The sequence below is a fragment of the bacterium genome (genome assembly GCA_024742285.1).
Taxonomy (GTDB): Bacteria; Myxococcota_A; UBA9160; order UBA9160; family UBA4427; genus UBA4427.
In genome coordinates this window covers 163,841-188,570 of the sequence record JANSYR010000002.1, presented here as the reverse complement: position 1 = coordinate 188,570, position 24,730 = coordinate 163,841, and the positions used below count along the sequence as shown (strand labels likewise).

Below are 24,730 nucleotides of genomic sequence, written 5' to 3'. Positions count from 1 at the left end.
GCGATTCGAACGCGCGACCCCCAGCTTCGGAGATACAATCCTGAGTCATCCGGCAGGCTGCGTAGACGGGCTCTTCCTGCCGATATCAATCGCCCTGGGCGTTTCTGTCGTTCACCCGTGGGCCGGGTCAACTACTGCGAACGGGCGCTTTCGAGGGCCTCGCCGCGCTTCTGCCTCGCGATCAGTTCGAGGATGCACCACGGGTCCATCTCCGAACCGTGCCTCACCGCATCACGGACGGCGTCCACCAGCTCGCGTCCGCCGACCTCGAACAGGAGGCGAAGGAGCATCTCGAGCTTGTCCTCGTGCTCCATGTCGACGGCGTCGTCGGCCGCTATCTCTCCGCCCCCTCGCCGTCCGTCTCCCGCCACGAGCTGTGGCGCGCCCAACAGGAGCCGAGCCATCGCCTGACGGAGAGAGAGCGCGAGCGGAGAGTCCCGCTCGAGGTTGATCCCAATCGCCTGCGCAACGTGATGGAGCGAGCCGTACGAATCTCCGGCGTGCTCCCCGATCTCAATGGCCTCGCCGTCGCCAAGGGCTGCCTCCACAGCACGAATGATCGCGACCGCATCGGTAATTAGACACGCAATCGTCTCTTCCCCTTCGTCCTCGGCTAGCGCCCCAGCAATCAACAGGCGATCGAGTGCGTCGCTCAGGATGTCTTCTGGTCGCTTGGGAGATGCTCCGGGCTCGTACCAAACAGCTGGAATCTGAAGTTCCAAGATGTGGCTAGCCATTTGCCGCCACCTCCGCAGCCACGACCGGCCGACCGCTCTCCTGCTTCGAGAGCCTTTCGAGCGACCGGTGCAGCCCGCCCGCAATATCGTCTACGAAGCCGGCCGGCATAGGCTCCGACCGTTCAGCGCAGAGGAATGCTGCGTGGGACAGCATCTCTGCCGCCTCGGCGACCTCCGGCACCGAGGACAACGACACCGCCTCCGCAGGGACCCCGTCGATTCGGGCGATCGCCGCGCTCACAAGCGCCGCCACATCCTCCATCAAGGCCGAAGCTTGCGCGACGTAGCGTTCGCCTCCCGACTCCGCGACGAAGAGCCGAGCGGCTCGTAGCCGCCCGTCCGCCACCTGCAGCAAGCCCTTGGGCGTGAGGTCGTCCGGTCGATCGACCGGAAAGTGCACATCGAGGTAGTAACGCATTCATTCTCTCCTTCAGGGCGAAATGCCCGGAAATCACCGTGAGGACCGCAGGAGCGCGTCGATCTCGGCCGCGCACGCATCCGGGTCCCCATAGATCTCGCTCCCTGAGAAACGCAGCACGCGCATCCCCTGGAGCACCATTGCCCGGTCGCGCCGTCGATCCCGACACGCCTGCGACTGCGTGCGGTCGTGGAACTCGCGGCCGTCAGCCTCCACAACGATCAGCGGATCGACGCCCTGCCCCTTCGTCGAGCGGTAGACGACGAAGTCGGCGCGGTAGCGAGCGTTCGCGACCACGATCATCCGCTGCGGCTCGATCGAGACCACACGGCAATCGTCGCCACCGAGCGGAGCGTCCATTCCCGACCCAAGCTCGCGGACACGGCAGTCCCAGCGGGCCCAGAGGGCGGCCGCGAGCTGCTGCTCGATCGGGGATTCGCAGCGGGCGAGCAGGACGTGGATGGCGATGCGCTTCTCGTGCAGGACCTGGTCGACGTAGGCGCGGGCCTCGTCGCAGATCTTCGTCCCTGGTGCCTCGGCAACAGACATATCGGCTCGGTCAGCGCTGGTCATCTCACCCCTCTGGCATCGCCAACATAGCTCCGTTACGTTGAGCAGCCAACACACCTTCGTTACGCTCGTCCCATGGGGAAGAGTGAGGGGAAGACTCCTGACGGGGTCCGCTGGCGCAAGGTCATCCGTCGGATCGAGGTGCTCGAGCACGAGTGCCTGATCTGCGGCAAGTGGTTCATCGTGAAGCAGCCTGACAAGCAGCCGAAGACATGCTCGACGAACTGCCGAGTGAAGCTGTCGCGGAGCAAGAGATGAGAATCGACTACGATTTCCTCGGCACAGTGTTGGGGGTCTTCCTCGATGCCCCGGGCCTCACCGTCTCGTCGAGCGATTTCGACGACATATTTTCGACAGAAGAAGCGCAGCGGAGGCTTGTCTTCCACCTTGAGATCCTCGGAGACGAAGGGCTGTTGGAGGCGCCTCTAGCTACGAAGTCTCGGCTCGGCATCACATATGGCCCGACTGGCGGACACATGATCGCGGACACGCCCTGGCGTCTTACGGCGGCGGGCCACAACTTCGCGGCGTCCCTCGCGAAGCCTGACTTCGCCTCCCTCGTCCAAGAACGCGCGCACGACGAAGGGCTTGCCTTCGTGATTGAGCTTGGCAAGAAGTTCATCGAGAAGCAGGCTGAGCGGCTTCTTGGCGACCTTTAGCACCCGAGCTACTTCCGGGGACGCGGGTAGTCAGGCGGAGGCGCAGCGATGAGTCGATACACCGAGGCGTTCGCCCTTGGCCTGGCCGTCGCGGTCGCCTCTGCCGCGCTGATGATCCCGGCCCTCGATCCGCAATCACCCTACCGAGTGTTCAGCTCCTCACTGGTTGGCACGCTCATCGGTGCAGCCACAGGTGCGTGGATAGCCTTCTCTCTGGATCACTGGCGAAGAGCCGATGAAGAGCGGGAACGGCGCGAGAGTGACCTGAAACATGCGCAGTTCGTGCTCGCGACACAGCAGAACCTAATCCGGAACATACTCGACCAATCACTCGAGGAGCACCGCGACGATCCTCATCGACATGTTCTGCTCAAACCGCTTGGGATTGAGCCTCCAGATGTGCGATTCGACTTCGAAGCGCTGAAATTCGTGGTGCAGTCGAAGAATCCGGACCTGCTGCTCCGCCTACACACATGTTCGAGATGCGTCGACGCGGTCATCGGAGACCTTCAGCAACGTCACGAGATTCACCTCAGGCTTCAAGACGAGAATGCAACGGAACCAGGGGAGATCCTGGTGTCGGAGTCGATGGCCTCACAGCTCCAGGACCTCACCGATGCGATCTATGACAACGCAGACACCGCGGAACTCAGGATCCGAGAATGCCTCGCCGACATTGAGGAGTTCATGAGGCACGAATATCCCGGCGCGAAGCCCCTGAAGGTGGAGTACGTCAAGCCGAACGCAGATGCGGAAGTTGAGCCTTCGGTGGACCGGGAGCGGAACGCATGAGCAAGCGTACTCTTATCTTGGTCGACGGCGAGAATCTAGTAGCAGGCTTCGAGCGCACGCGTGACGCAGACAACTTCCTGCAGCCGCGAGCTGATGTCGTGCATATGCCCGACCAATTCGTGTGGCACTGGAAGCTCGGCGCGCTGGACCAGTTCGAGGACCTACTGCGAGTCAGCTACCTCACGACGATCGTTGGAAACGAAGAGAAGGTCAACGCGCTTCGGTCGTTGATCAGCATGGTGCCTGCGCGAATTCGAAAGGGGGCGGCAAGCCCCGAGACGCTGGTCCCACACGTCTTTGTGAAACCGAAGCGCGGCGGCAAGAACAAGAGCGTCGATATCAATCTCACGGTTGAGGCGCTCCGGCATGCCTACAATCGCACCGCTGACCAAATAGTGATCGTGAGCGGCGACGGCGACTATCTGCCGGTCATCCAGGAAGTAATGCGGCAGGGCGTGACCGTCTGGGGCGCCGCGTTCAAGGACGGCCTGAACCCACACATCCGCCCAGCTGTTGATGCGTTCATCGAGTTGGAGCTGCTGTTCTTTCAGGCTAGGGATCCTGGACCTCGTCAAGAGTACGCTGACTTGTAGTACTGCGCGGGCCTAGGGAGGCCACCCGAAGAGCCGGTTCCGCACCGGCCTGGCCCGCGCTTCACATCTGCGGTGCACCGAGCGGAGGTGCGCGATGGGCAAGGAAGAATTCGGCTACGGCCTCACACTCGAGATTCACGCCGAGATACTTCGCAAGACACGCGAGTCGTACGCTGAGATGCTTCGCAAGCGCGTCTCGGCCGTGCCCGCGGAGAATCTTGAGCTACTTGCGAGTCCCCTGTCTACTCCGTCTGTCGAGATTGACGAGCTGACCGACGACGATGATGACTGCGCTTCGGAAGCCACGATCCGGGTAGACGACCTGGACGGCCTGTTCCGAAGCGATATTCGATTCGGTGAGCTTTGCGACGAGCTTCTGGCCACGACAGATGCGGATCTCGTAGACCTCGCCGCCGCTGGAGACGTGCGGAAGCTGCTCGACGCGCTAGCGAAGCATCGGCAGATCTTCCTGTGGTGGGCATCGATCATCGTGCCGGCCCGGGCGAAGATCGGGTCAATCCCCATGCCCGCGCAGGATGTGCGAGATGCGATTTCCGAAGCCGCCCTGATCGACCTGGGCATCGCACCTCCGGCCGGCGAAAAGTACCACCCTTGGTGGCGGAGAATCTTCGTCGCGCATTACGGCGTGCGCTTCCGGAGGGAGTACCCGCACCTCCGCGAGGCGTGGTGGCGGAGCGAAACGTGCGGGACGCCCTTGTCCGAAGCCGAGAGGACTGAGATCAAGCTCGCCACTCACGCTGTCGCCGAGAAGCTGCTCAGAGATGCGGGCCGCTCCGACAAGCCATCCAGTATCAAGTCGATCTTCAGGCAGATCCGGGACGACGATGCCGGGCACCGGCTGCACTGGGGGCCGTTCCCGCCTGACATCGTGTAGCTCGTCAGCCTTTCTCAGAAAGCCACACGACGATAAGGGCCCCTACAGCGCCGCGGAATTCGCCGAGGTCTCCTATCAATCGAATTCGTTAGATCGAAACGATTTCGAAGGAGGCCGAGATGGAAAACGCGAAGAGTCGGCGGCTGAAGTTGATCAGCCGCGATTCCCGCCGAACGGGTCTGCCGCCGCAGACCTACAGGGCGGAGATCCGAACAGGCAAGATTCCTGCCTATCGGATCGGCGGCCGAGACTTCGTCGACCCGGACGAGGTTGACGACCGCCTGAGGGAACTGGGTCTCGAGCCGGGCGAGTTCGAGATCGACCTCGATCAGGCGGGCTCCTGAGGTGTCCCGTGAGACCATCGAGCTGCGCACCGGGATCGTCGCGATCCTCTCGCTGCCGACCACGGAAGATGCGCAGTCCAGCCTCTTGGACGAGGTGTTACGGCTCGTGCCGACTCTGACTCCCAGGGCCGCGCACGAACTCCTCTCCGAAGTGCTGCTGAGTTGGGGCAAGGAGCACTCGCCCGATGCGGCAGCTCATGTCATTCGAGCGCGGGCGGCGGGGATCAACGACACGCCCTATCTGCTGGCGGTGCTCGGCGCCTTCAGGTCGCAGCCGGCGAGCGACCAGGTCGACGTCGTACTCGCCTGGGCTCGGCAAGTGGCCCGGGAGATCGAGGCCGGGCGCAAGACCGGCGGCGCCCTGTCCCACGAGACGCTGAAGCACTGGGCCTCGCCGGTGCGACCTGACGCCGGAGACGACGACTGATGAGCGCCGACGATCTGCTCGAGACGATTGCGCTCAGCGGCGACTACCGCGACCGCGAGAACGCGATTCGCGAGATCTGTTCGGTCCCGTCACTCGAGCGCGAGACCGACCTCGGGAATGCACAGCGATTCGCCCGTCTCCATGGGCACCGCGTCCGGTACGTGCAGGCCTACAAGCGGTGGCTCGTCTACAACGGAACCCGCTGGGCGATCGACACAACCGGCGAGATCATGCGGCTAGCGCGAGACGTGCCGCCGGAGATCTACAAGCAGGCCGGTGCCTGTCCGACGGAGGCCGATCGCAAGCGTCTCGCCCAGCACGGGACGCGTACCGAATCGGAGAAGAGCCTGCGCGCGATGCTCTCTCTGGCTCAGTCCGAGCCGGGCATCGCTGCCTCGCCCGACGACTTCGATGCAGACCCGTGGGCGCTGAACGCACAGAACTGCGTGGTTGATCTCCGATCCGGTGACACGATGACCAATCACCCGAACGACATGTGCTCGATGGTGGCGGGCACCGTGTACGACGAGACGCAGCGATCCAAGCTGTGGGAGGACTGCGTTGAGCGATGGCTGCCGGACCCCGAGGTCCGCGAGTTCGTTCACCGGGCGGTTGGCTACAGCCTGATCGGCATGACGCTCGAGGAGGTGCTCTTCATCCTCTGGGGATCCGGGGCGAACGGCAAGAGCCGATTCGTTGAGACCCTCCGTGCCGCGCTGGGCGACTACGCGAAGAACACTCCGGCGGAGACGCTGATGGCATCCCAGAAGGGCTCAGGCGGCATCTCGAACGACGTCGCTCGACTCAAGGGCGCTCGGTTCGTGAGCGCCTCAGAGAGCGACGAGAACCGGCGCCTGAACGAGGCGAAGGTCAAGGCCCTCACCGGTGGCGATACGATCACCGCGCGATTCATGTGGGCCGAGCACTTCGAGTTCACACCTGCCTTCTCGGTGTGGCTCTCGACGAACCACAAGCCGGTGATCACTGGGCAGGATCTCGGGATCTGGCGGCGGATCAAGCTCGTGCCGTTCAACGTGACGATTCCGGAACAGGAGCGAGACCCGAAGCTCGCTCAAAAGCTGCATGCGGAGCTGCCGAGCGTGCTCGCTTGGTGCGTCGAGGGATGCGTCAAGTACCAGCTCGCGGGAGGCCTGAAGGCGCCGCAGGCGGTCACCGGTGCGACAGAAGACTACCGGCAGGAGTCGGATGTCTTCGGGGAGTTTCTCGAGGACCGGTGTGAGCGCAGCCCCAGCCTGTTCGCGACGTCGGATGCGCTCTTCCGAGCCTATCGGGACTGGGCCGACAGTGCGGGCGAGCGCGCCATGACGAAGGTCGCCTTCGGCAAGAAGCTGACCGAGCTCGGTTTCGAGAAGGCCAAGGTCGGCGGCAAGCGGGGACGTGAAGGCCTCGCGCTGAGGGGCGAATGACGGTCGCGGGACGCTTTGGACGCGTTGGACGCGATTTCCACTTCTTTTCGCGAGGGAGGAATTCCGGAGAACCTATGGGAAACGGGGTTCGAAGCGTCCAAGGCGTCCACGGGCTCGGGCTTGATCCCAAGAGCGACAGGGTCGCGCTGAGGGGCGCTTCACGCGCCGCAATGGCCCCCGGGCACCGGGCGGGCACCGGGGGTGGCCGTGCCTGATAGCTCTCGGAAGACACACGCCAACCTCCGTCCGCCGTGGGCCCCCGGCCAGAGCGGCAACCCCGGGGGCTCATCGAAGCGCCAGCGCGCGCAGAACGCAGTGAAGCGCATAGGCGGTTTCGCGGGCTCGATGCGTCGGCTCCTGGACCAGGGGGTGACCCCGGAGCTGATCTCCCAGCTCACCCCCGAGCAGGTTGCGCTGCTCGACGGGGACAAGACGTTCTCCGATGCCCTCGCTGCGAAGGTGCTGGCGGCCGCACTGTCCGCGTCGACCCCGGCGCAGCTCGAGGCGTTCACGAGGTTGATTCTCGCGGCGGAGGGGCGCGTTCCCGACGACGTCCTGTCGGACGACCGCCTCATGAGTGATCAGATCCGAGAGGCCCGAATGCGTGCCATGGCGCCGCCGCCCACTGTCGAGATCAGCAGCACCTTCGACGAGGCCCCCACGGTCGCAGCCGAGCCAGTCAGGAAACGCGCGTCGTCGACGCGGAGACCGTCGAGGATGGGACGGTCCACGCGCAAGAAGGCGTTGAGGAGATAGGAACCGAATGAGCACGACCGACCGAATGGCCAGCTACCGCGGCGGCCTCGAATTCCTTCGCCGGCAGCGGGCCGCAGACGTTGCCGCGGCGTTGAAGGACCAGGCGGCCGACTGGGACGAGGCGATGGAGAAGCTGCCCGACGCCGCGAAACGGCGCCGCGAAGCGCTCGAGGTGATCGAGAAGTTCGGCACGCCGGAGCTCCGAGCGTGGCTCGACGACACCAGCGTCGGGCGCCATCCCGAGTTGATCAACCTGCTCTCCCGCATCAAGCGCGAGACGCGATCGAAAGGACGAGGCAAATGAGCACGGAAATCGAAACGAGCACGCCGCGGGTCAGCTACGCGGACCTGGTTGTCCGAGAGCAGTCACTCAGGGCTGAGCAGCAGCAGGGCGAGCAGCGCTATGACGCGCTCGTAGCTACGTCAGTGACGGAACCCGGCGAGGAGGTCAATGAGGAGCTCAGGCGGCAGCGCAGTGCGAACGCAAGCCGCCAGCATCAGCTCGACGCCATCGAGCGGCTGAAGCGGCTGGCCGAGTCCGACGAATCGGAAGCTGAGCTGATCGCGCGCATCAAGAAGCGCGTGGGTATCGAGAAGGAGGAGGCTGCCCGAGCGTGGCAGATCTGCACCCGCCTCGAGGAGGCGGAGAACCACCTGGTCGGCCTCACCGAATGCCTCGAGTGGATCACCAAGAACGCACAGGAGTCGCGCCAAGTTCTCGCGTCGGTCGTGCGCCGTCGCAAGAACCCCTCGCTGCCGCAGATGACGTCGCTCGACTGCACGCGCGGGATTCCCTTCGACGGCGCCCTCAAGGGCCGCATCCTCGCCGCCGTCGCGGCGCGAGTCACGTACGCGCTCGGGGACAGGCCCGACCGTGTCGGAGACGAGATGAACCTCTACGAGGGGCTTCTCGAGCGAATCGGAGACGCCGCTCAGGCCCTCGAGGATCCGGATGTCGCCGCCTACGTCGAATCGGAAGAGCTTCAGGCGATCCGGAAGGCGCGTCGTGGCGAATCGGACGACGAGGACACGGAGCCCACGGACGAGAAGCTGAACGCTGTCGAGATCATCCGCCGCGAGACGCACGGAAGCACGGAGGGCTGATCGATGGCGCCGATCGTTCCGAAGAGCACACAGGGCGACCGAATCGCGGAGGCGGTCCCGCTCGGTCGCGTGCAAGCCGAAGACGTAGGTCTCGATGCGATTGCTCAGGGGCTCGGCGCGGCTGGCGACGCCGTCGGCGGAATCGCCATCGACATGAAGCGGCGGACGGATATGGCCATGGTGACCGACGCTCTGGTCGGAGCCGAGGCCCGGGCACTGGACGCCTGGCACAACGCGGAGACGGGTCTGCTCAACCGCCGCGGACTCCAAGCGATCGGGGGCGATGGATCGCCCGACGTCGCGAGCGTGGGCCGCGACTCGCTGGCGCGAATCCGTAGCGAGTTTGCCGGAAAGCTCCGGCAGGGCGTCCAGACGGAAGCCTTCGAACGCGCCTGGGGTATTCGCGAGGCACGAATGGTCGCCCAGCTCCAGCGCCACGCGGCGCGGGAGATGAGTGCGTACGAGGCGCTCACGAACCAGGCGTTCCTGAAGGTCGCCGCTGACCGCGTCGCACGAGCGGACACCAACGACGATCGAACGGCCGCGATGGCAGAGATCGTCGGCAAGATCGACGAGCTGGGCGACGCGGGAGGATGGGACGAGAACACCAGAGCGGTGCAGGTTCAGGAGGTGCTCTCCCCTGCCCTCGCAACGTCGATCCAGCGACTCGCTACAGTCGACCACGAGGGGGCGCGCGAGCTCCTCGAGCGATTCCAGTCGTTCATCCATCCTGCCCGCCTCGGCGAGCTGGCGAAGTCGGTCGAGCTCGACGGGATTCGAGGCCAGGCGCAACGGGTCACCGACTCAATCGTCGCAGGCCTTCCGACGCTCGACGCGCGCCTGGCGGCCGCGCGCGCAGTCGAGGATCCGAAGCTCCGCGACGAAGTGGTGAAGCGCGTGAAGACGCGCACGAACGAGGAAGCGTTCGCCGCGCGCCAGAAGGCAGAAGCCGACACCGACGCGAGCTGGGAGCGACTGCTCGATGGCGGGGGCGAAGCGGAGATCCTTCCCGGGGTTCCCGTCGCGCAGCGCCGCCGGATGCTCGAGTACCTCGACAAGCGCATTGCGAAGCAGGCCCGCGGCGAGGCGTTCGTCGACGAGACGGATCCCGCGACGTGGCGGAAGCTGGTCAGGCTCCGGCGCTCGGACCCCCAGAGTTTCGCCAAGACTGACCTCTGGCAGCACCGCGAGAAGCTGGCACGCCCGGACTTCCGGGAGCTGCAGGAGGCGCAGAAGGAGCTTCGGAGCCCGACGAAGTTCGAGACGACGCGTGCGCTGAAGGACGGCGACATCGCCTTCGCGCGGCGTCGCTTCCGGAGCGCGAAGATCGAAAACGAGACGGAGATCGACCTCATGCTCGACGCCTTCGAGCGAGCCGCTCGCCAGGAGCGGGAGGTGAAGGGCCGAGACCTCAGCGTTGACGAGCGCGAGGAGATCATCAAGCGAACGATCTCGGAGCGAATTCTGGTGCCGGGGGCCTTCGGGTGGACGTTCGCGGCCTTCGGCGAGACGAAGCGCGTCGGCGAGCTCACGCCGGCTGACACCAAGGCGCTCCTGCGCAACCCGCCGACCGAGGTGAGGACCCAGGCGCTGCGCGCACTCGTTCGGCGAGGCGTCGAGCAACCCACGGAGGATCAGGTCCGAGACACCATCGCCGGCATGCTTCGGCGGCTCGGCGCTCCCGCCGCCGCGGAGGACGCCGATGCCGACTGAGTTCGACGCTCTCTTCGATGACGCGGCCGCGGAGGTGCTTGCCACGCCCGAGTTCCCCGATCCCGACGCGCCCCGCGCCGACCTACTCGGCGCGACGCTCATGTCGACGCTCGGAACGTCTCCAGAGGCCATGGATCGGATCGACGAGATCAACCCGCGGCGGCTCACCGCAGAGGATCCCGTCACGGCAGGGATCGCCTCGGATCAGGACCTCACAGCCGTCGCCGAGCCCGACCTCGAGAACATGTGGATGATCGAGCGCATCTCGCGCGAGACCGCGGACGGCTTCAAGCGAGGCGAACTCGGGCGCCAGCTGGGGCGCCTCAGCTTCGACGACCTGGTGCAGGGTCCGGACGAGCTCCGGGAGCTCGAGATGCAGTACCTCGAGCGCCAGATCGGGGAGCGGCCCGACTTCGGGGTCCCCGACGAGGGCATCAGCGGCATCCTGCTGAACACGCCGAGCGTCGTCGCTGAGGCCCTGCCCCATATGGCCGAGACGCTGGTCTCCGGCGTCGAGGGGGGCGTGGTCGGCGCCGCAGGGGCCGCCCCGATCGGCGCGATGGCCGGGCTCCCCGCCGGGCCTGGAGGCGCGCTGGCCGGCGCGCGCGCCGCCGCCTCCGAGGGATTCAAGCTGGGGGGCTCTCTGGCCGTCTTCGCTTCTTCGGCGCGCGCGGAAGCCGGACACGCCTTTCGAGAGCTGCAGCGGGTCACGGACAACGACGGCGTCCCGGTCGACCGAGACCTAGCCCGGGCGATGGCGCTCGGCGTCGGGGGCGTCAACGGCCTGCTCGAGCGCTTCGGTCTGTCGCGTGTCCTCCGCGACGTCCCCGGGGTTGGCCAGATCACGGGGGTGTTCTCGCGCAAGGCCGCCACCGAAGCCCTCCGAAACCCAGCGCTGCGGCGGGCCTTCGCCGGGTTCGCGGGCTCGATCACGGAGGGGGCCGCCACCGAAGCCATCACCGAGGCCCTGCAGGAAGGCGTCCAGATCGCCTCGGTGCTCCTCGCGGGCGCCGCCCAGGGGCAAGGCGTCGACGAGTTCACCCACGTCCTAGAGGATCCTTCCACTGGCGAGCCGCTCGAACTCACCGGGTCCGACGCGGTGTGGGCCCGAATCCTGTCTGCGCTCGAGCAGGGGGCGCAGGCCGGGGGCGGGCTCTCCGCGGCGGGGCGCCTCTCCCGCGTCGTGGCGGATTCGTCCCTCGCCGAGCGCGCAGTGGAGAACGGTCAGAGGCTGCTCCGGCTCAAGGGGGCCGCCCAGCAGTCCACGCTCCGCGAATCCGACCCGGAGACGTTCCGTCGGCTGATCCGCGAGTCCGCCGACGCGGGCGACGGGATCGACGCCGTGTACATCCGCCCGGAGGCCGCCCTCGCCTTCCTCGATGCGGCTGACCCGACGGCACTCGACGCGCTTCGCGAGCAGGCTCCTTCGATCTTCGAGCAGATCGAGGACGTCCGTCAGAGCGGGGGCGATTTCGTCATCCCGATGGATGACTACTTGATGGGGATTGCACCCACGGAGTTCGGCGTCGCCGTGGCCGACCACACGGCGCTCGAGTTCGACGCCATGACCCCGAACGAGGCCCAGGCCTTTCGACAGGGCCTCCCTGATGCGATCGAAAGTCTCAACCAGGAGAGCGTCGAGCAGCAGACCGACTTCGTGACCGGGGAACCCGTCATCGCGGAGCTCTCGATCGACCAGATCGTCGAGGAGGAGCGGTCGCTTGCGGAGCAACTCGGTGTGCCGGTCATCCCATTCTCCGCGGCGCGCAGCGAAGCGGCCCGAATGGTGCGGAACACGCGCGTCCGACACCTTGAGCCGCATCGCCATAGGCTCACGGCTGCCCGCGAGAGTCGCCTGGCCGTCGAGGCGGCCGAGCGGGGCGATCTCCAAGCTGCCCAGGGGCACCGCCGGAAGCAGCTGCTGAATGCGTTCATGGAGCAGGAGGCCCGAAGCGCCCGCGAGAAGGCGAAGGCCGCGGCCAACTACTTCAGCCGCGTGCAGAGTCGCCCACGGCTCGAGCGGCTCGGCAAGGCCGGGGCGTCGGAACAGGTGCACGCCCTCCTCGCTCGATTCGACCTCAACCAGTCGCGAACGCTCCGCGAGATCGATCGCCGAAAGAGCCTCCGGGACTGGATCCTCGAGCGCGAGAGCGAGCACGAGTCGGTCATCATCCCCGACAGGCTGCGCGATGAGGCCTTCACGACCTCGTGGAAGGAGCTGACGCTCGAGGAGCTACTCGATCTCGAGAACTCGATCAAGAACATCGAGACGCTCGCTCGTCGGAAGCTCGAGTACCGCACGAAGAACGAAGCGCGGGAGCTCGACGATATCCGGTTTGAGCTGATCGAATCCGCCGAAGCGAACCTCAAGGAGCGGCCCAAGAGCGGGAATCTCAACCCGAGCGACTTCGAGGGCGTCAAGCAGGACGTCGTCGGGGCAGAGGCATCGCTCGTCCGGATGGAGTTCCTCTTCGACGAGTGGGATGGCCACGAGCCTGGAGGGCCGTGGCGCGAGCACGTCTTCCAGCCGATCGCCGACGCCGAGGCAGACCGCAACGATCTGAGCCGTGAGTACACGCAGGCCTTCGCCGAGCTGATGGACGAGCTCATGAAGGGGGATCGAGCCGGCTACGTCACACCGAAGTGGCATCCGCAGCTGCAGACGCGTGCCAGCAAGAGCGAGCTTCTCGCGATCGCGCTCAACACCGGCAACGAGTCGAACTTCCAGAAGCTCATGGAGGGCCGCGGCTGGACTGAGCGAGCGATCTTCTCGGTCCTCGACTCTGAGCTGTCTCGCGCGGACTGGAACTTCGTCCAGGCGACCTGGGACCTGATCGAGTCCCTGTGGCCCCGTATCGCTGAGCAAGAGCGCCGACTCGTCGGCGTCGTGCCCGCCAAGGTCCAGCCGCGCGAGGTCGTTACCGTGCATGGGCGCTACCGGGGCGGGTACTTCCCGGTCGTCTACGACCACAACGAATCGAGCCGGGCCTTCGTGAACGCCGAGAAGGATCTGTACGCGGGTCTCGAGACCCAGTTCAAGCGGCCGATCACGGGTCACGGCCACACGATCGAGCGGACCCGTGCCGTCGGCCCTCTCCTCCTCGATCTGGGCGTCGTGGCGGCGCACCTCGACCAGGTGATCCACGACCTAGCGTACCGCGAGACGCTGACCCAGATCGACAGGCTGTTGAAGGCGCCGGCGTTCAAGGATCGGCTCAACCAAACGGTCGGCCCAGCGATGACCGAGCTCTTCAATCCCTGGCTCACTTCGATCGCGACCGATCGGCACGTGGACAACCGTGCGCTGAGCGGACTCGCGAAGGGGCTCCGCGCAACGCGAGTGCATGTCACGACGTACACGCTCGGCTTCCGATACACGACCCTCGCCGCGCAGGTGCTCGGGAACCTCAACGCGATGGCGACGCTCCGCGAGCGTGTCCCGAACTGGACGAAGCACTACGCCTCCGGGATCCGAAAGGCCTACGCGGGCCTCAATCCCCGCCGCATGCAGGCTGTCTATGACCGGGTGTCCGAGCAGTCTGGCGAGATGCGGCACCGCGTCGGCCAGATCGACCGCGACCTCCGCGACATGCTCCGCCGCCAGGTCGGGAAGAGCGACTTGGGGGCGCGCGCGACGCGGGCGTCGATGGAGTTGATCGGCAAGGTCCAGCTCTACTCGGTCGACCTGCCCGTCTGGCTCGGCTCCTACGACGCCGCGACCGTCGAGCTCGGTCTCGACCACAAGCAGTCCGTCGAGTTCGCGGACTCAATCGTCCGCATGAGCCAGGGCGGCGCCGGGCAGAAGGACCTCGCGGCCATCCAGAGGGGCGACGAGGGGCTGCGGCAGCTGCTCCTGTTCTACTCGTGGCGCAACACGCTCTACAACCAGGGGCGCGCGAGCCTCCGGCAGTTCGCCAAGGAGCGCGACGTCGGCAACTTGCTCGCCTCCTACACGCTCCGCTACTGGCTCCCCGGTATCGGCGCGGCGCTCATCGCCGGGAACCTGTTCGAGGTCGAGGACGAGGGTGAACTCGCCAAGCTGCTCGCGACCGCGGGGCTGTCGGAGATGGTCGGGACCCTACCGATCGTCGAGCTCTCGGGCGTCACGCGGGCGATCACTGGCGTCGGGCCGCGGTTCCGTGGCGCGGATTCTCCCGTCCAGCGCATCGCGGACGAGTACGAGGACCTCGCGAACGCTGACGACGAGCTCGAGGTGTTCCTCGGGCTCGTGCGGTCCTACGGGATCACGTTCGGTCGCCCGCTCGATGCCATCACCAACCTGACCGAGGACCTGATTGAAGAGTTCGTCGAGGACTGAGGAGAAACGCATGAGCAGTGATTCCATGGGCAGAATCGGACGGTCGATCTACGGCGACCTGGACCAAGGCAACGCAGAGGCCGACGCGGCCAGCGAGGCAGCACAGGACGACGCGTTCGCGGTCGAGCCGAACGCCGCCCGGCCCGGCGAGTCGTGGGACGAGTTCCTCGCACGACAGGACGGCGAGACGCAGTCCGACGACGACGAGCCGCCCGCCAATGACTGGGTCCAGAAGAAGTCCAAGGGCGACCTGGCGGAGGGGGCGGCGACTGAGACGAGCGAGATCTCGAGCGACTCCCTACTCGAAGCCGCCGAGGCTTTCGTCGAGAGCAGCTCGAGCCCAACCCGAGAGATCAACGCCGAGGACGCGGCCCTGGCCGCCGAGGCTCTCGCCGGAATCGAGCTCTCGCCCAAGCAGCAGCTGCAGGTCGTATCGGCCGCCGAACAGCATGTAGCTCGCGCGCTCGAGGCACACACAGCGGCACAACGCGCCCAGTTCGAACAGGAGGACGCGGAGTGGCGCCGGGTGATCGACGCTCGCCCAGATGGTCAGGCAGTACGGGAGCGCGCCGAGGCCACGCTCCTCGAGTTCGGCCGAGACGCGGAGCTTCAGGGCCTCCTGAAGGACACGGGCCTCGGGGGCCATCCCGGCGTCGTCCTGATGCTCTCCAACATTCAGCTCGAGATTCAGAAGCTTCGCGGCCTGCGATAGCTCGCAACGTGGTTGAGGCCTGATGCCCTTCGAGCGATCCATCGAGCACTGGCAGGCGTTGCCCTGGCTCTCCGTGAAGGAGTCGGCGGCAGTGCTCGGTGTCGGGGATCGCTCGGTGCGGAATCTGCTCGAAGAAGGAAAGCTAGAGGCCCGCCGCGTATGCGGAAAGAAGATGGTGACCGTCGCCAGCGTGCAGCGATTCGCGGGCCTCGCGCGCGCGGAGGCACAGCAGGATCGCGCTGAGCCGCTCTCCCGCTCCGAGCTCGCCACCGTGCGTGATCTGCGAAAGGGCGTAGGCTGATGCACATGCGGGCGAAGGCGCGGGAGCTGTTTCGGAGGAACAAGGCGGGCGAGCGCGTCTCGAAGGGCTGGTACGTCGTCACCTATGAGGGCCAGAAGGAGACGAAGCGGAAGGCGAAGTCCCGGGAATCGGCGGAGCGAATCGCAGCGCAGGTGAACGCCGAGGAGGAGGCCGCGGACCACTGGATGGTGGGCGGTGCCCTGCCCTGCGACGAGGCTCTCCGGGGCTGGCTCAAGACGCACGCCTCAGAGATGTCGCCCAGCACCGAGGAGACGCATCGCGGATCGATCGAAGGTCATCTGGTGAAGTTCTTCCGCGATCGTGACCTGCGCGCCCTCACGCGCGACGACATGCGGCGCTTCGTCGAGGACCGGTTCGAGGCCGGAAAGTCGGCCGCCACGATCCGCAACGCACTGTCCGCCCTCCGCCGCGTCTACTCGCTTCACATCGAAGCCGGTCTCGTCGAACGGAATCCTGCGGCACGTTGCGGTGACATGGTTCGCAGGATCGGCCGCCGCTACGAGGGCCAGGGAGTGCGCGAGGTCGACGCCTGGACGCGCGAGGAGGTTTCGGTCCTGCTCGGCATCGCGAAGAAGCGAGAGCCGTACGTCTACCCGGTTCTGTTGGCAGCCATCTGCACAGGAATGCGCCGCGGCGAGCTTCTGGCACTCCGATGGGAGCACGTCCAACCGGACGGCATCCGCGTTCGCGACGCCCTCGTGCACGGAACGATCAAGACACCCAAGACGGATAAGGCTCGCACCGTACCACTGTCGCCGGAGGTGAAGGCCCTGCTCGACGAGCTCCGCAAGTCACGGCGCGATCGCGAGGGGCTGTGGTCGGAGCCCGGCTACGTGTTCACGACCGCGACGGGAGGACGGTGGGACGAGAAGAACTTCGGGCGCGCGTTTCGACGCCTCAAAACCAGGTGTGTCGACGATGACGGCGAAACGCTGATCCGCCCGCTCTCATTCCACTGCTGTCGGCACACCTTCGCCAGCTGGGCGCTCGAGGGCGGGAAGTCGATCGTATGGCTTCAGCACGCGCTTGGGCACGCGAGCCCCGACACCACTCTGCGCCGCTACTCCCACTGGATCAAGCCTGAGCAGGAGGATATGGGTTTCCTCCGGATCGAGGTTGTGCAGCATGGCTGATGGCCGCGGCCCGCTTCTCCCTCCCGGCGCCAGTCGCCCTCCCGCCGTCGAACGTCACCAAGCCTGGACACTCTCGGCATTCGCCGGATCGATAGCCATGGCTATCGCGATCGAGATTGGGCTCGGGTGGGTGGCTCTGCTTCCCGGCCTTGTCTTCGTCTTTGCGCTCTACAAGGGGATCTTCGTCCAGCTTCGAGAACGCGACGAAATCAGGGGACGCGATGACGCGATATGGACGGTCTACATGGAGGAGCTGAACCGGCGCATGGACGCGGAGTTCGAGCGCCGCGGAGAGAAGCTGACTTTTCGCGACGAGCAGCGAATCCGAGACGAGATGATCGGGGATGGTTGGTTTCCGCTCGATCGCTCGTAGGCCACCGCTACCCGGCCCACATCCGGCCCAGCCCGGCCCATTCGCTTGAACGCAAAGCGGCCACCACTCAGAAAGAGTAGTGACCGCTTGCAGTTAGGTGGTGACCCGGGCGCGATTCGAACGCGCGACCCCCAGCTTCGGAGGCCCGTCTACGAACGCCCTAACCGGCCGGAACGCCTAGGGAATCTGGCGAGGTTCGGTCAGGTGGCCTTCGCGCTCCTCGCCGCCCTCGCCCTCCCCGGCTGCGGCGTCGATCGAGAGCCGACGATCCACGAGGTGCTGCGCGCCTGCGAGGCGTCGTGCTCGGACGGCTGGCGCTACGACCTCGTGAACGCTGCCTGTGAGTGCGCCCCCTCTCCCCGCGAGGCCACCCCGCAGTGAGTGGGGCGAGCTGGGAATGCACCGTGATCGATGGCTGGCGATGCCGGAAGTGTGGCTTCTGGATCTCTGACCACGCCATGAACGACGAGATGAACGTCGCGTGCGAGGGATGTGCTCGGCTAGAGCGCGCCGCTCGTCCTACTCCGAGCGACTTCCACGATCACGCGGCGCTGGAAGCTGCGGACGATCTCGTCCGTGTGCTGCGCCCGCTCGACGGGACGACGCCCAGCGAGAACGCGGTCGACGCCGCTCTCTACCTGTTCCTGCATCACCGCTCTGCACGGTTCGCTCCCCCGCCCGCAGCGGAGCCCAAGGAGGAGGCGGAATGAGCGGCCGACTCGAAGCAGCCTTGAAGGCCACGATCAACAACGCAGGCGGAATCACACTGCGAGAGGCAGCGAAGTCGTCGGGGATCTCGTTCAACACGCTGTCTCGGATGCGACGAGGCGACTACGCGCCGCATTCGGTCGTCGTGTTCCTGAAGGCTTGCGAGTGGGCCGGAGTCGATCCGTTCAAGGCGCTGGCAGCGGAGCCCAAGGAGAAGACGGATGGCTGATCGAACACGAGGTCTCTTCGGGAAGTTCAGGGTGTCGAGGGTCGACGGATCCGATGAGCCGGGCGGGAAGCATGAGGGAGCCGACTACTTCGTGCTCGACCTCACTCACGACCCGCACGCACCCGCCGCGATCCGGGCGTATGCGGAATCGTGCGAGAGGGATGGATACGAGCTGCTTGCGCGTGATCTCCGGGAGAGGTTGATGCCTCCCGGCACAACGTGGCCGGAGATGGGGATGCACGGCGCGCGGTGCGGCGATTGCCGCGAGTGGCTTCAGGTGGTTCGCCCCGGCAAGTACCAGTGCGACAACCCAAATTGCCCCTCCCCGCCGCTTGGCGCGGGAGACAGCGAGAAGGAGTGATTGATGGCAACAAGAATCTACGAGCTGCGATTCGACGTGTGGTACGAGGACGAAGAAGGTAACGAAGTCGACGGGGGGACCGAGAGCCGCAGGGTCGCGGCCGGCTCGCTCTCCGACGCGATCAAGGCTGGAGAAGCCTACTGGCAGCAAGAGGGCGACTTCCCCGTCCGGTCCGAGCTGCGGGAGGCGGTCATCCTCGCCGAAGCCGACGATGCCTGAGTCCAATTCGATGCGCGCGAAGCGGAAGCTCCGCGAGGCCCGGGACGAAGGCCGGAAGGTCGCGAAGGAGATGCGTGCCGTGGGGCACCGGCTCCAAGTCTTCGGCGGCCTCATTGCCGAGCTGGCGAACTTCGCCGATCCCGACCACGAGGGTTTTGCTGGCGGCACGCTTGGCGAGACCGATAAGGACGAATCATGACCGCCCCCGCCGATCCGACGAAGGACTGGCTCGCTCGCTTTCGCGCGTGGTGGAAGCCGGAGATTCGAGTCACCGACGTACTCATCGACAGAATCGACGGCCGGCTCGTGTCGTGGGCAGAGGCGGAGATCGAGGGCCGCAAGGCGTTCACGTCGCTCGACTTGCATCGCTGGGCATGGGCGGACACCGGAGACCGACTGCCCGTGCGGCTCGCGAAGCGCGCGAACCGACTGGCCGTTCTCAAGGGGAATCTGGGGAGGCGTTCCGATGACTGACCCGAAATCCGCCGGCGACGGGGGCGAGGTGAAGCGGTACTGCGTGCGGTGCGAGCCCGGCGAGGTCCAGGCGGACCGCTTGATCGAGAACGAGTACGGCCCCGTGGTGCCCTACTCCGCGCTCGCAGAGGCGGAAGCAGAGATTGCCGATCTTCGCGAAGAGCTAGAGATTGAGCGCCGGTTACGAGTCATACCTGAGGACAAGAATCCATACGACAAGATCGCCCGCCTTCGCGCCGCGCTCGCAGAGGCGAAGGGGGAAGCAAAACTCCTTTCGGGCGGGCTGGACGTTGCAGTAGCTCGCGCCGAATCCGCCGAGTCCGAAGTCGCCCGTCTCCGCGCGCGGGTCGAGGAGCTGGAGGGCTCTGTTGCCCATCTCCGCGAGTGCGCGGACGGCTCTGCAACACGAGCCGAACAGTGGGCGGCTCGCTGCGATCAGCGGATCGCGGAGCGGGACGAGGTTCAGAAGGCTCTGGCCCGCCTGTGGCGCATGGCCCCGGTCGGGGCACTCCCGCCGGATCTTCGCGCGCTCGTGGATGCCGCTGTCGCGGCACATCCTTGGAACGACGAAAGGAACCCGTGATGAATGACGACCAGACCTCGCTCCACGAGCTTGGACAGGAAGCGCAGGCAATCGACCTCTGGAGACAGCGAGAGCAAGAGTACGAATCCACCATTCGCACTCTTCGCGACCGGATTTCCGAGCAGGACAACGCGCTCGACGAACGCCTCATGGCAGCCCACAACGTAACGGATGTGAAGCTGCTAAGTCGCAAGTACCGCGCGCAGAAGCAGCGCGCGGAGGCCGCGGAGGAACGCGTCCGCAGCGTCCAAGAGGCGGCCCGGAAAACGGGCGACCATAACGTTCGCCTTCTCCTCGAACGGGACGAAGCCCGCGCCAAGGTCGCCGACCTGAAGCAACAAGAGGACTTGCTAGAGCAGGACGTGGCGCGACTCATGCGCGAGAGGAACGAAGCACGCTACGTCGCCGCCGAGATGTACGACCTCTGGTGGGCGTATCAGCACGCCGACCGGGGCGCGCAGGCTGCCGAAGTCGACGCCGAATGGACCGCGATGGTCAAGCGTTGGCACGACCTCGAAGAGAATGCCGAAGCCTTCCGCTCGCTCGAGCCCCAGCCCGAAGAGATGTGTGAATCGAACCCGAGGCGTGAAGGCGAGAACCGTCCGTACAGAAACCTGTTCGATGATGACGAGCCCCAGCCCGCGGCGGAGCACGGAGGTCGGCCGATGACTCTCGACGAGGTTGCTGCGGCGGAGGGCGAGGCGCACCCGGACACCCTGAAGCTACGGAAGGTGCGCGAGCAGCTCTACGAGTCGCAGTGCTTCCTGAACGGCTGGCTAGGCGAAGCGATCAACGGCGGCAACCCGAAGCGGATCGTCTCTGATCTCGTCGAAACTGGCCCCAGCGTCATGCTCTCCGCCGAGGAGTGGGAAGAGCTTGAAGACGAGATCGACTCCGCGCGGGAGGCGGAGAGCGATGGATGAGAAGACGCGAGACGAGTTGATCGTCGCGACTGCGGAGGCCGTGCGAATCCTGCTCTTCGCAAGCACCGCGCACCGCGACGACTTCCTGACCGCCGATGCGCGACTCACCAGAGCAATTGAGGCCGCGCGGGAGGCGGACGATGGGTGACTGTCTGCACAGCCTTCAATGCGACGACTGCTCGAAAGCAAGGCGGAAGCGCCACCCCGCGCCGAAGGAGGCGGTCGAGGCCCTGATCGCGGCGGTTGAAGCCTACGTTACCCTCGACCGCCCGTTTGCTCGGGAGAGCGTCGTAGCAGCACTCGCCCGCGTGAAGGCCGCCACCCCGTGAGCAACCTCGGCCCCTGCGACCAAGATTCGTGGCGCCGCTACCACGCCGACCGGAAGCGGAAGGCTACGCGCGACGCCGCAGACGAACGAGCACGGAAGCGGCCAGAAGCGCGATCGGAAGCGAAGCCGAAACCGAAGGCTCCGGAACCGGCAGACACTCCGGATGCGTCATAAACGACGCCGTAGGCGATGCCTCGGCCCCCGCCCGAATCAGGCGAGCCCGCCACACAACACAGGTTCCCCCACCCGGCGCGTCGATGATCCCCTCGTAGATCGGCTGCTCGATCGTGTCCCCGGGCTGCCAGATCCGCTCCAGCGGCGTCGTCGCGTCACCCGGCACCTGCATGTGCAGGATGTATTGGAACGGCGGACGGGGCGGCGGAGGCGGCGGACACTCGAAATTGGCGGCGTACTCCGCGAGGTCATCGAGCGTCGGCACGCCGCACCTCGTCGGCCTCATCAGGCCAACAATAGGAAATGACCCTCGCCACCCAGCGCACCGCCGGACGGTCGGGATCTGCCTCGACGATCAGCGCGTAGTCGTCGATCTCGGCCGTGTTCGGCGCCGGGCACCGGATGGCCCCCACCGGGCTAGTCGTCGCGCAGGCGCCGAAGAGCATCGACAGACTGAGGCCCAGACAGGGGAGCACGTGCCGCCCTCTCCGCTTCGCTGACCGCTTCATCGCGCTCCTCCTCGGCCCGCTCACGGCGCTCTAACGCGCGACCGTGCTTCCGGACCTGCGACCACCCCAGCCCGCCGAAGAGCGCCACGAGAGCGCCTCCCACGAGCCCGAGGACCCATTCGAGGCTCACTCGGCATCGTCCTGGAAGATCGGCGTGCTCGTCATCGCGCGAAGCGTCGTCATCACGACACCGATCCCCATGAGTACCCAGCCCTGCGTGCTCGTGTCCATCTCGACGCTCTCGAAGAACGTCTGGAGACCTCCAAAGATCACGATCAGCAGCGCCACCAGCGCAGTCTTCCATCCCTTCATCTCTCTCACCCCTTGTATTTCGCCACCCACCAAGCGGGCAGCGGCCCCGGCTGAGTGCCCTGCACGTGCAGGTGCATCCCGGAACCCTTGTCGTGAACCAATGCCCAGAGCCCGAGACTCTCGGCGAAATCCTCGGCCGCATGGAGCTCCTCGAGCGTTCGCGCGCAGTAGTCGCGGGCCATCCCGATCACGTGGTCGGATTCCGGGTGCCCGCCGACCTCGGCGTTCCGCTCCGCGCTGCGGTATCCGCTCGTCTGCCAGAGCGCCGGGAAGGCGGCCTCGATCTCGCGGCAGTCGGCGTCGAACTCGGCCGGCGTCTTCGCTTGTCTCATGGCCTCACCTCGTTCGTTCGCAGGCACGCCTCCGAGAGCACGCGCGCCACCTCGACCGTCTCGCTCTTCGCCGCCTTCGCGTGCCGGTACTCGACCACCGCCACGGCCAGCGGCACCAGGGCGACGACGATGGCGGCGGCTTGCTTCACGGCTCGGACTCCCACGGCTCGCGCGTCCCCAGCGTGTCCGATGAGCAAGCGGCCCCGGTCGCCCGGCAGAGCGCCGCTACGTCGTGCTTGAAGAACAAGCTCATGCGGTTGTTCTCGACGACCAGATCCCGCAGCTCGAGAGAGCGTTCGGAGGCCGCAAGCGCGCGGTCGAGCAGCTCGTTTCCCAGCGTCGCGCTGCGAAACCACGAGTATCCGGAGAGAGCCACAAGCCAGATCGCCAGGAACAGGATCACGAGATCCTTGACGAGCGGCCGGTCAATCATCGTTCCGAACCGTGTAGGGGTCGGCGCAGATCCAACCGTCATTCTTGCGCTCCGTCCGAAGGCACCACACTTCCATGTCCGGCTTCTTCCACGAGAAAGCCGAATCGTTGGCAGCCTCGATACGATTCACCGTCGTTCGGATCGACGAGATGCTCTTCTCGATCGACGGAATCTTGTCCGTGTCCGCCTTGATGACGCTCTGTCGCTCGTCGAGCCGCGTGATGTCCTCCTTCACGTCCAGCGTGAAAGCGCCCACCGCCGCGGCCAGCGTGAGCGCGAGTCCGATGCTGATTCCCGTCTGCTTGTCGATCACCGGGCTACCGCCCATCACTTCTTCCCTCGCTTCTGCACGCCCAACACGAGCCCGAGTAGCCCCACCGCGAGCGCAGAGAGCAACCCCGGCTCCGGCACCGGGCAGAGACACACGCCGTCGACCGAGATGTTCTCGGCGCTCTCTGCACAGCGGTACTCGCCCTCGATCGCGCCGAAGCCCGGCTGACTTATCCACTCGACGTTCTTCCCGTAGAAGACGACATCGCCGGGGAAAATCGCCGCGTTGTGGATGATGCGGTTGCTGTCGGTGATCTTGATGTTCGGCAGGTCAGGCTGACCGTTCCCAGCCCACCACCCCTGCGGCGTGAACGGCAGGATGCAGGTACTCGATCCGTTCAACAGACCGTTGTCACCGAACCCGTGTGGCAGATTCATCGGCGAAGGAGAGCGGAAGCCCACCGGGCCCATGCCGCAGTCGTAGAACGGGCCGCCGATCGTGGGCGGCGGGTTCGGGACCTTCGGCGATTCGGGGCAGGCGGACATCACGAAGGCCCACATCCGAGGGTTGAGCAGTCAGGAGGCGATCCGTTGTAGGGCGCATCGTCCAGGTCCAGGTCTCGGTCTCCGCTCGTGTCTTCCGTGTAACCGGAGCAACTCGCCACGGATTCGACGTAGGTCGCATCGTTGCTGCTGATGAGCTGGTTCCCGCTCGAGAAGAAGTCGCCGCAGGTATACGGCCCGGGGCCGCCGCTGCCCGCCGCTTGCCCACCGAAGACGGAGGTCACGCCGGACCATGTTCCGGAGTAGAAGTGCCGATTGTTGAGGATGTGGACGTTGTCGATGTCGCCCCGGTGATCCGTCGGGCCGCCAACCTCTCCGGTGGAGTAAATCTCGAACGCGGCGAGACCGTTCACGTTCACGCAGACGTTGCCGGCCATGAGCGCGTTGACGGACCCGTCGTACATGCGGAAGCAGGACTTCAGCCCCACCGTATTGAAGGCGCGATTCGCCAGATAGGTCACTCCGTCGCCGTCCTGCACGCGCACGCAGGCTTCGTCCGTCGCCGTCGCGCAGGTGATGTCGTTGTTCACGACCATCAGGTCGACGTGATTCGGCACCGCGCCGGGGTCCGCCAGGACGGCATAGGATCCGGCGGATATCTCGTTCGACACGATCGAGACGCGGGCGGTCGGTCCACCTCCGGAGTTGCCCACGTAGAAGACCGGGCCGCTCGTCGAGGTGTAGACGCCCTGCTCGACCAGAACGTCGTCGCCGTTGACCGTGGAGAAGACGGTCCCGACGTTCGCTTCACCGCCGGTGATCTCTACGTTGCTGATCGCGGTGTTGATGATGTACCGGCCCCAGAGGAAGGCGGTCCCCTGCATCTCGAGCTTGGTGTTCGACGCGAACGTGAGGACGCAGGGTGTCCCGGAGCTTCCGATCGTGACCCCGGTTTCGATCACCGAGTGCCGGCCAGCGATGCCGACCGCCGTCTGGAGGCCCGAGCAGTCGGTCTGCGCGGTCGGCCCGCTCGTGATCGTCGGCTCCGTCGGCCACTCCGGCCAGTTGGCGGGGCTGC

At 66.0% G+C, this 24,730-nt stretch carries 40 protein-coding genes; 27 read left to right on the top strand and 13 right to left on the bottom strand.

The genetic code is table 11. The features are described 5' to 3' along the window. Positions 1–131 precede the first annotated feature (131 nt). The 3 genes from NXI30_04735 to NXI30_04725 are packed head-to-tail and all read right to left on the bottom strand — an operon-like array spanning position 132 to position 1,704. Positions 132–737 carry a hypothetical protein gene (locus NXI30_04735; protein MCR9093501.1) on the bottom strand — a complete coding sequence of 202 codons (606 nt, stop codon included), beginning with the start codon at positions 735–737 and terminating at the stop codon, positions 132–134. Continuing rightward, positions 730–1,155, bottom strand: a complete 426-nt coding sequence (locus NXI30_04730) for a hypothetical protein (GenBank protein MCR9093500.1) — start codon at positions 1,153–1,155, stop codon at positions 730–732. Before NXI30_04730 ends, NXI30_04735 begins: the two co-directional genes overlap by 8 nt. A gap of 33 nt (positions 1,156–1,188) precedes the next feature. Continuing rightward, positions 1,189–1,704 carry a DUF559 domain-containing protein gene (locus NXI30_04725; GenBank protein ID MCR9093499.1) on the bottom strand — a complete coding sequence of 172 codons (516 nt, stop codon included), beginning with the start codon at positions 1,702–1,704 and terminating at the stop codon, positions 1,189–1,191. 96 nt (positions 1,705–1,800) lie between these two features. Between NXI30_04725 and NXI30_04720 the strand changes: the two genes are divergently transcribed. From NXI30_04720 to NXI30_04635, 18 genes are all read left to right on the top strand, one after another. Continuing rightward, a complete protein-coding gene (locus NXI30_04720; GenBank protein ID MCR9093498.1) occupies positions 1,801–1,983 on the top strand; it encodes a hypothetical protein in 183 nt (60 codons plus the stop codon). After that, a complete protein-coding gene (locus tag NXI30_04715; GenBank protein ID MCR9093497.1) occupies positions 1,980–2,384 on the top strand; it encodes a hypothetical protein in 405 nt (134 codons plus the stop codon). Before NXI30_04720 ends, NXI30_04715 begins: the two co-directional genes overlap by 4 nt. A 48-nt stretch (positions 2,385–2,432) precedes the next feature. Beyond that, positions 2,433–3,176: a hypothetical protein gene (locus NXI30_04710; protein ID MCR9093496.1), complete on the top strand. Its 744-nt coding sequence runs from the start codon at positions 2,433–2,435 to the stop codon at positions 3,174–3,176. After that, complete coding sequence (locus tag NXI30_04705; protein MCR9093495.1) at positions 3,173–3,769, top strand: NYN domain-containing protein; 597 nt, start codon at positions 3,173–3,175, stop codon at positions 3,767–3,769. Before NXI30_04710 ends, NXI30_04705 begins: the two co-directional genes overlap by 4 nt. A 94-nt stretch (positions 3,770–3,863) precedes the next feature. Next, complete coding sequence (locus tag NXI30_04700) at positions 3,864–4,664, top strand: hypothetical protein (protein ID MCR9093494.1); 801 nt, start codon at positions 3,864–3,866, stop codon at positions 4,662–4,664. A 119-nt stretch (positions 4,665–4,783) separates the two neighbouring features. After that, entirely contained in the window at positions 4,784–5,008 is a 225-nt protein-coding gene (locus NXI30_04695) for a hypothetical protein (GenBank protein MCR9093493.1), read from the top strand. A 1-nt stretch (position 5,009) separates the two neighbouring features. Then, positions 5,010–5,435 carry a hypothetical protein gene (locus NXI30_04690; protein MCR9093492.1) on the top strand — a complete coding sequence of 142 codons (426 nt, stop codon included), beginning with the start codon at positions 5,010–5,012 and terminating at the stop codon, positions 5,433–5,435. Continuing rightward, positions 5,435–6,862, top strand: a complete 1,428-nt coding sequence (locus NXI30_04685; GenBank protein ID MCR9093491.1) for a phage/plasmid primase, P4 family — start codon at positions 5,435–5,437, stop codon at positions 6,860–6,862. Before NXI30_04690 ends, NXI30_04685 begins: the two co-directional genes overlap by 1 nt. Positions 6,863–7,207: 345 nt before the next feature. Beyond that, a complete protein-coding gene (locus tag NXI30_04680) occupies positions 7,208–7,618 on the top strand; it encodes a hypothetical protein (protein MCR9093490.1) in 411 nt (136 codons plus the stop codon). A gap of 7 nt (positions 7,619–7,625) precedes the next feature. Then, the gene (locus NXI30_04675) at positions 7,626–7,922 is read left to right on the top strand and encodes a hypothetical protein (GenBank protein ID MCR9093489.1); all 297 of its coding nucleotides are present in this window, start codon (positions 7,626–7,628) and stop codon (positions 7,920–7,922) included. Beyond that, positions 7,826–8,722 carry a hypothetical protein gene (locus NXI30_04670; protein MCR9093488.1) on the top strand — a complete coding sequence of 299 codons (897 nt, stop codon included), beginning with the start codon at positions 7,826–7,828 and terminating at the stop codon, positions 8,720–8,722. Before NXI30_04675 ends, NXI30_04670 begins: the two co-directional genes overlap by 97 nt. Positions 8,723–8,725: 3 nt before the next feature. Further along, positions 8,726–10,435, top strand: a complete 1,710-nt coding sequence (locus NXI30_04665) for a hypothetical protein (GenBank protein ID MCR9093487.1) — start codon at positions 8,726–8,728, stop codon at positions 10,433–10,435. Then, entirely contained in the window at positions 10,425–14,753 is a 4,329-nt protein-coding gene (locus NXI30_04660; protein ID MCR9093486.1) for a hypothetical protein, read from the top strand. The genes NXI30_04665 and NXI30_04660 overlap by 11 nt, the downstream gene beginning before the upstream one ends. A gap of 10 nt (positions 14,754–14,763) precedes the next feature. Continuing rightward, positions 14,764–15,465, top strand: a complete 702-nt coding sequence (locus NXI30_04655; protein ID MCR9093485.1) for a hypothetical protein — start codon at positions 14,764–14,766, stop codon at positions 15,463–15,465. A gap of 22 nt (positions 15,466–15,487) precedes the next feature. Further along, positions 15,488–15,766 (top strand): helix-turn-helix domain-containing protein, encoded by a 279-nt coding sequence (locus NXI30_04650; protein ID MCR9093484.1) that lies wholly within the window; start codon positions 15,488–15,490, stop codon positions 15,764–15,766. 152 nt (positions 15,767–15,918) lie between these two features. Beyond that, positions 15,919–16,920, top strand: a complete 1,002-nt coding sequence (locus tag NXI30_04645) for a tyrosine-type recombinase/integrase (GenBank protein MCR9093483.1) — start codon at positions 15,919–15,921, stop codon at positions 16,918–16,920. Next, entirely contained in the window at positions 16,913–17,293 is a 381-nt protein-coding gene (locus NXI30_04640) for a hypothetical protein (GenBank protein ID MCR9093482.1), read from the top strand. Before NXI30_04645 ends, NXI30_04640 begins: the two co-directional genes overlap by 8 nt. A 204-nt stretch (positions 17,294–17,497) precedes the next feature. After that, positions 17,498–17,674 (top strand): hypothetical protein, encoded by a 177-nt coding sequence (locus tag NXI30_04635; protein MCR9093481.1) that lies wholly within the window; start codon positions 17,498–17,500, stop codon positions 17,672–17,674. Positions 17,675–17,793: 119 nt separating this feature from the next. Here the strand turns inward: NXI30_04635 and NXI30_04630 are convergent, their stop codons facing one another. Beyond that, on the bottom strand, positions 17,794–17,943 hold the full coding sequence (locus tag NXI30_04630) for a hypothetical protein (protein ID MCR9093480.1): 150 nt from the start codon (positions 17,941–17,943) through the stop codon (positions 17,794–17,796). A 56-nt stretch (positions 17,944–17,999) separates the two neighbouring features. Here NXI30_04630 and NXI30_04625 point away from each other — a divergent pair, with 56 nt between their 5' ends. From NXI30_04625 to NXI30_04585, 9 genes are read left to right on the top strand one after another with little or no spacing between them, the layout of a single operon-like run. Beyond that, the gene (locus NXI30_04625; protein ID MCR9093479.1) at positions 18,000–18,230 is read left to right on the top strand and encodes a helix-turn-helix domain-containing protein; all 231 of its coding nucleotides are present in this window, start codon (positions 18,000–18,002) and stop codon (positions 18,228–18,230) included. Beyond that, positions 18,223–18,591: a hypothetical protein gene (locus tag NXI30_04620; protein ID MCR9093478.1), complete on the top strand. Its 369-nt coding sequence runs from the start codon at positions 18,223–18,225 to the stop codon at positions 18,589–18,591. The genes NXI30_04625 and NXI30_04620 overlap by 8 nt, the downstream gene beginning before the upstream one ends. 3 nt (positions 18,592–18,594) lie before the next feature. Continuing rightward, on the top strand, positions 18,595–18,810 hold the full coding sequence (locus NXI30_04615) for a hypothetical protein (GenBank protein ID MCR9093477.1): 216 nt from the start codon (positions 18,595–18,597) through the stop codon (positions 18,808–18,810). A 10-nt stretch (positions 18,811–18,820) separates the two neighbouring features. Then, on the top strand, positions 18,821–19,009 hold the full coding sequence (locus NXI30_04610) for a hypothetical protein (protein ID MCR9093476.1): 189 nt from the start codon (positions 18,821–18,823) through the stop codon (positions 19,007–19,009). Beyond that, entirely contained in the window at positions 19,006–19,284 is a 279-nt protein-coding gene (locus tag NXI30_04605; protein MCR9093475.1) for a hypothetical protein, read from the top strand. The genes NXI30_04610 and NXI30_04605 overlap by 4 nt, the downstream gene beginning before the upstream one ends. Continuing rightward, positions 19,277–19,867: a hypothetical protein gene (locus tag NXI30_04600; GenBank protein ID MCR9093474.1), complete on the top strand. Its 591-nt coding sequence runs from the start codon at positions 19,277–19,279 to the stop codon at positions 19,865–19,867. Before NXI30_04605 ends, NXI30_04600 begins: the two co-directional genes overlap by 8 nt. Next, on the top strand, positions 19,867–20,790 hold the full coding sequence (locus NXI30_04595) for a hypothetical protein (GenBank protein MCR9093473.1): 924 nt from the start codon (positions 19,867–19,869) through the stop codon (positions 20,788–20,790). The genes NXI30_04600 and NXI30_04595 overlap by 1 nt, the downstream gene beginning before the upstream one ends. Further along, a complete protein-coding gene (locus NXI30_04590; GenBank protein ID MCR9093472.1) occupies positions 20,783–20,938 on the top strand; it encodes a hypothetical protein in 156 nt (51 codons plus the stop codon). The genes NXI30_04595 and NXI30_04590 overlap by 8 nt, the downstream gene beginning before the upstream one ends. After that, on the top strand, positions 20,931–21,119 hold the full coding sequence (locus tag NXI30_04585) for a hypothetical protein (protein MCR9093471.1): 189 nt from the start codon (positions 20,931–20,933) through the stop codon (positions 21,117–21,119). The genes NXI30_04590 and NXI30_04585 overlap by 8 nt, the downstream gene beginning before the upstream one ends. Before the next feature lie 63 nt (positions 21,120–21,182). Here NXI30_04585 and NXI30_04580 read toward each other — a convergent pair whose 3' ends face one another. The 9 genes from NXI30_04580 to NXI30_04540 form a co-directional block, all read right to left on the bottom strand. Further along, the gene (locus NXI30_04580; GenBank protein MCR9093470.1) at positions 21,183–21,557 is read right to left on the bottom strand and encodes a PEP-CTERM sorting domain-containing protein; all 375 of its coding nucleotides are present in this window, start codon (positions 21,555–21,557) and stop codon (positions 21,183–21,185) included. Next, positions 21,541–21,768, bottom strand: a complete 228-nt coding sequence (locus tag NXI30_04575; GenBank protein MCR9093469.1) for a hypothetical protein — start codon at positions 21,766–21,768, stop codon at positions 21,541–21,543. Before NXI30_04575 ends, NXI30_04580 begins: the two co-directional genes overlap by 17 nt. 159 nt (positions 21,769–21,927) lie before the next feature. Beyond that, complete coding sequence (locus NXI30_04570) at positions 21,928–22,113, bottom strand: hypothetical protein (protein ID MCR9093468.1); 186 nt, start codon at positions 22,111–22,113, stop codon at positions 21,928–21,930. Between the two features lie 5 nt (positions 22,114–22,118). Continuing rightward, the gene (locus NXI30_04565; protein MCR9093467.1) at positions 22,119–22,445 is read right to left on the bottom strand and encodes a D-Ala-D-Ala carboxypeptidase family metallohydrolase; all 327 of its coding nucleotides are present in this window, start codon (positions 22,443–22,445) and stop codon (positions 22,119–22,121) included. After that, entirely contained in the window at positions 22,442–22,594 is a 153-nt protein-coding gene (locus NXI30_04560) for a hypothetical protein (GenBank protein ID MCR9093466.1), read from the bottom strand. The genes NXI30_04565 and NXI30_04560 overlap by 4 nt, the downstream gene beginning before the upstream one ends. Then, positions 22,591–22,878: a hypothetical protein gene (locus tag NXI30_04555; GenBank protein ID MCR9093465.1), complete on the bottom strand. Its 288-nt coding sequence runs from the start codon at positions 22,876–22,878 to the stop codon at positions 22,591–22,593. The genes NXI30_04560 and NXI30_04555 overlap by 4 nt, the downstream gene beginning before the upstream one ends. Then, entirely contained in the window at positions 22,871–23,206 is a 336-nt protein-coding gene (locus NXI30_04550; protein MCR9093464.1) for a hypothetical protein, read from the bottom strand. Before NXI30_04550 ends, NXI30_04555 begins: the two co-directional genes overlap by 8 nt. Next, positions 23,206–23,694, bottom strand: coding sequence for a hypothetical protein (locus tag NXI30_04545; protein ID MCR9093463.1), 489 nt, complete (start codon positions 23,692–23,694; stop codon positions 23,206–23,208). The genes NXI30_04550 and NXI30_04545 overlap by 1 nt, the downstream gene beginning before the upstream one ends. Next, positions 23,694–24,614 (bottom strand): hypothetical protein, encoded by a 921-nt coding sequence (locus NXI30_04540; protein ID MCR9093462.1) that lies wholly within the window; start codon positions 24,612–24,614, stop codon positions 23,694–23,696. The genes NXI30_04545 and NXI30_04540 overlap by 1 nt, the downstream gene beginning before the upstream one ends. Between the last annotated feature and the right edge of the window lie 116 nt (positions 24,615–24,730).